General features: G+C 54.9%; 6 protein-coding genes. 4 read left to right on the forward strand and 2 right to left on the reverse strand.

Annotated features, from left to right (window positions below; translation table 11 throughout):
• Positions 1-472 precede the first annotated feature (472 nt).
• Positions 473-934, forward strand: a complete 462-nt coding sequence (locus tag MUU53_RS23000) for a hypothetical protein (protein WP_247262921.1) — start codon at positions 473-475, stop codon at positions 932-934.
• Positions 935-936: 2 nt separating this feature from the next.
• Here MUU53_RS23000 and MUU53_RS23005 read toward each other — a convergent pair whose 3' ends face one another.
• Positions 937-1,437, reverse strand: a complete 501-nt coding sequence (locus tag MUU53_RS23005) for a GNAT family N-acetyltransferase (RefSeq protein WP_247262922.1) — start codon at positions 1,435-1,437, stop codon at positions 937-939.
• 2 nt (positions 1,438-1,439) lie between these two features.
• Positions 1,440-1,721 carry a type II toxin-antitoxin system TacA family antitoxin gene (locus tag MUU53_RS23010; RefSeq protein ID WP_247262923.1) on the reverse strand — a complete coding sequence of 94 codons (282 nt, stop codon included), beginning with the start codon at positions 1,719-1,721 and terminating at the stop codon, positions 1,440-1,442.
• Positions 1,722-1,950: 229 nt separating this feature from the next.
• Between MUU53_RS23010 and MUU53_RS23015 the strand changes: the two genes are divergently transcribed.
• The 3 genes from MUU53_RS23015 to MUU53_RS23025 are packed head-to-tail and all read left to right on the forward strand — an operon-like array spanning position 1,951 to position 3,722.
• Positions 1,951-2,550 (forward strand): recombinase family protein, encoded by a 600-nt coding sequence (locus tag MUU53_RS23015; RefSeq protein ID WP_247262924.1) that lies wholly within the window; start codon positions 1,951-1,953, stop codon positions 2,548-2,550.
• 22 nt (positions 2,551-2,572) lie between these two features.
• On the forward strand, positions 2,573-3,502 hold the full coding sequence (locus MUU53_RS23020) for a GYF domain-containing protein (RefSeq protein ID WP_247262925.1): 930 nt from the start codon (positions 2,573-2,575) through the stop codon (positions 3,500-3,502).
• 37 nt (positions 3,503-3,539) lie between these two features.
• Positions 3,540-3,722 (forward strand): hypothetical protein, encoded by a 183-nt coding sequence (locus MUU53_RS23025; protein WP_247262926.1) that lies wholly within the window; start codon positions 3,540-3,542, stop codon positions 3,720-3,722.
• The last annotated feature ends 177 nt before the right edge of the window (positions 3,723-3,899 follow it).

Genomic DNA, 3,899 nt, shown 5'->3' on the forward strand with positions numbered 1-3,899 from the left:
CTTCATAAAAATCTCCTCGATCATAAAGCCCGAGAAAATTCTACTTTTGAAGCCCGTTGATTGACGGGGGGATTACCACATCTGATGACAACTCACGCTTTGGCGGTGAGATTGAAGGCAAATTAGAGAAAGACATTCTTTTTAAACTAGCCCGCGTTAAAACAAATACCCAAGGCCGTCCAAAGGGCCGAAAGGGCAAAAAGCGTGTTCTTGAGTATGTCGCGCAAGATGCACGAACGGATGATGACCGGTCTTTGCGAATGGCGTTTCGGCACGGCGACATGGAGGTTATCGACGCGCGGACACGGCTTCCTCTAACCGACCAACGACAATAAGCTTCAGGACAGACTTCAACAAAAATGAGTTCATTCTCGACCGGCTCCGTCTCGTATCCAAAGTCGCGTTGAGTTACGGAGTTTTTCGCTTCGGTGATTTATATCGGCAGCATGTTGACCATCAAGCGCTCCGAACATTGCTGGAAGTGCAAACCGTAGATGATGCAGGCGGCACGTCCGCTAATGTAGATGTTCCCATCTTCGGCGATGAGGAAACCACCCATGAAGGTCAGGCGATACGAGGACTTTGCCGCGCTGTCTATCCACTGTCTTGCATCGGAATTCTTTGGACGGAAACCGTAAAGAACGGTCGTCCCGTCCAGAAAATCAACACCTTCCTCGGCGTGCTCGGAGCATATGTCGGCTCTGTCGGCACGACAGCCAACTTGAGTGCATTGGATGACCGCCCAAACGATATGTGGGGCAGTTTTCTGATCGTACGGCGAGATTCGCTAATCCTGATGAGCCTTCAAGAAGCAATGCTCCGACTTCACGATTTTTGCACGAAGTATCCTGAGCGCATTAATGAAGAAAACCCTATCGGTCTATGCGAATTCATGGAAAATGGGCGAATGCCCTCCGAAGGCAGTGGGCTTTAGCTCTATTCAGATTTTGCAATCGTCGCCAAAGGCAAGAACAATTGCAGCGGATTCGATGCAAAGGCAACAAATCCAAAATGCCTGTAAAAGGCTGCAGCCTGTTCGTCTTTTGCGTCGACGGCGAGCGCAAACACGCCCATTTCCGAACGCAAGGCCCGGTCAGCCGCATCCCACAGCAACGCCGCGCCAAGCCTGTTTCCCTGAAACTCCTTGTCAATCGCCAGCCGTCCGACCCTCGCCACAGGCACAACCGGATAGCGCGGCAATCGCCGCGCTATATCGTCCGGCATATCCTTCAAGGCGACGTCTCCAGCGGATAGCGTATAATATCCGGCAATCCTGTCTTCGCCTTGAGGACAAGCGACGTAGCACAGCGCGGAGCGGCGCTTGATGTCCTGCCCTGCCTGTTCCTTGAGATAACGATCAAGCGGAGCCACGCCGCAAGAAAAGCTTTTGCGGTCATGGCGTGATGCCAGTGCCGCGATTTCGAACTGCACGGTCATGACTATTTCAGGATCAGCGCATCATGGGCGGCTTTGGCGCGTTTCAGCGCGGCAGTCGGCTCCGGCGGATTGAGAAGCATATCGACAAAGCGGGTCTGGTCTTCCACGGAAAGCCGGATAACCTGATTTTCTTCAATCGTCCGGCGCGCGGCTTCTTGCGCCGCCGATACGATAAAATCGCTTACACTGCGTCCTTCCATTTCGGCGGCGCGCTTGACGATGGCCAGCGCCTCCGGTGCGATACGGGCTTCCAGTCGCGCGGTGCGGGTATTTTCCTGTGCCATGTTCAATCTCCTTAACTAAATTGTACGGTAAAATGCCGGACAAATGCAAGAATTGATTTTATGCTCCGCTTCCATCTTCGGGCAACAAAACCCTCCGGTTTTGTGGCGATTTGAAGAGTCGAGGTCGAATTTCATAAAATAAATTTGAGGGGCGGTTTTACGCGGCTTTCAGCCTTTTCGCTTGCGCGCCCACGCGGTCCAAAAGTCATGCACGAAAGGGGACGATATTGTGGAGGATCAGAGTACCGAGTTTTCAAAACCGAAAATGAAGAAGATCGCCTATCTGCGGGTCTCGACGGCCGAGCAGCGGCCTGACAGGCAAATCGACGGGTTGAAGATGATGTGTGATGAAATTCATATCGAAACCCTCTCGGCTGTCAGTCGCCGTCGCCCCGTCTACGATCAGGTTCTCGCCCTTCTTGGTCCCGGCGACACGCTGGTGGTATGGGACCTCGACAAGGCGTTCCGCTCCGTCGTCGATGCGCTTGTCGAGGGTGAAAAGCTCCGCAAGCGCGGGGTTCATTTTCTGATCGCCAATCTCCGCATTGACACGTCCACCCCTGGAGGGATTTTCGTCTACACGATCATGTCGGCGCTCGCTGAGTTCGAGCGGCGGACACTTTCGCAGCGAACCAAGGAAGGCCTTGCCGCCGCGCGTAGACGCGGTGCGAAGATCGGCAGGCCCTCAAAACTCACACAGACGCAATTGCAGGACGCGCAACGCCGCCTCCGCGCTGACAGGAAAGCGCTCGGCAAGATCGCCACAGAATGCGGTGTCGCCCCATGGACGCTGACCCGCGCACTACGACGGTGGCAACTGACTTATTGATCAAAGAGGCAGGACAAAGATTATGCCGGAAATAGATGCGAAGTGGTTTTACAGTATCGACGGCGACCGCAAGGGGCCGTTCAGCGAAGAACAGATAAGCGCGCTTCTCATGACGGGCGTTGTCAACGAGCACACGAAAGTCTGGTCGGAGAAAATCGCCGACTGGACGCCGCTGTTTCATACGGAATTGCGAAAACTTCTCGGCGATAAACAAATCACGCCGCCGGACGTTGCGCCTGTTGATAAGGCAACGCCCCAACCGCGCAACCATGTCGAGGCATCCACTTTTTCCATGCCTAACACCGCGACGACGAGAAGAAGCATGCCGTCTACCATCTACGGCATGTACGACAACAGGCTGCTCGGCAAGTTCCTGTATGCCGCATTGATGCTCAACTTCTTTGCCTCAATCGCCGTGATCATACTCACGCTGAAGAAGAAGACGATACAGGAGCGGTATTCGTTCTTCACGATGATGGAAAGCGAAGAGGCCATGCTGCTGTTGGGAGCGCCCGTCCTGCTCGCTACCCTCCTTTTCCTCATATGGAAGTACCGTGCGACGGCCAACGCTTTCCACGTCGCGGGGCCACAGTCAGTGACTCCGGCTGGCGCGGTCTACTGGTACTTCGTTCCTGTGCTGTGGTTCTGGAAGCCCTACGAGGCGATGCGCAATATACACAATGCGTTCGTCGGTAGCGGCAATCACGAGGCGGTACAATCGTGGTGGTTTGCGTGGTGGCTGAGTGTCGCCATTGCTCTCGGTCTCGCATTCGTCCTTCCGGCAAGTGCCGCCGAAGCCGCCGCAAGCAACAGTTTCGGTCCTTACATGTGGTGGAGCATCATCATCCTCGGCGCGGATGCGACATCCTTCTTCATGGCCGCGCGACTCATCAAAAAATTGAGCGCAGCCGAAACCCTCCGAATGGGGCAATCAGCGGTCGTGGCCGCTTGATCCCAGAATGCAAATCCAACCAGCAAAGGAGAGTGGCATGAACGGGTACGACGAACAGGCGCGGCGTGATTATGAGCGCAACAACAATGCGCGATTGCGCGAAGCGCATGAGTTTCAGAATTATCATCAGCAACAGGCTTACAACGACCGCATCCTGAGAGAGCGGCAGCGTGATGAGGAAAAGCGGCGCGAGGAAGAGCGCCGCCGCTCCGGCTGGTGAATGCCGCCTGATGGGCGATGAGCTTGCTTTGACTGACTGGCCGACGCGCGCTTTCATACTGCGCCGTAGCTAGGTCGTGGTGATGATTTAAGGATTGGGCTTCCCAAAAGAGCGCAAATCGGATTCAAAGCTGATTTTGGAGATCGGCGATGGACTGTGATGCGCTTCGGGACGACC

It is taken from the genome of Affinirhizobium lemnae (assembly GCF_022968395.1).
Taxonomy (GTDB): Bacteria; Pseudomonadota; Alphaproteobacteria; order Rhizobiales; family Rhizobiaceae; genus Neorhizobium; species Neorhizobium lemnae.

Bases quoted from the DNA above. Each gene is read 5' to 3' on its own strand.
- MUU53_RS23005 (WP_247262922.1), bottom strand. From the start codon at position 1,437: ATGACCGTGCAGTTCGAAATCGCGGCACTGGCATCACGCCATGACCGC.
- MUU53_RS23010 (WP_247262923.1), bottom strand. From the start codon at position 1,721: ATGGCACAGGAAAATACCCGCACCGCGCGACTGGAAGCCCGTATCGCA.
- MUU53_RS23020 (WP_247262925.1), top strand. From the start codon at position 2,573: ATGCCGGAAATAGATGCGAAGTGGTTTTACAGTATCGACGGCGACCGC.
- MUU53_RS23025 (WP_247262926.1), top strand. From the start codon at position 3,540: ATGAACGGGTACGACGAACAGGCGCGGCGTGATTATGAGCGCAACAAC.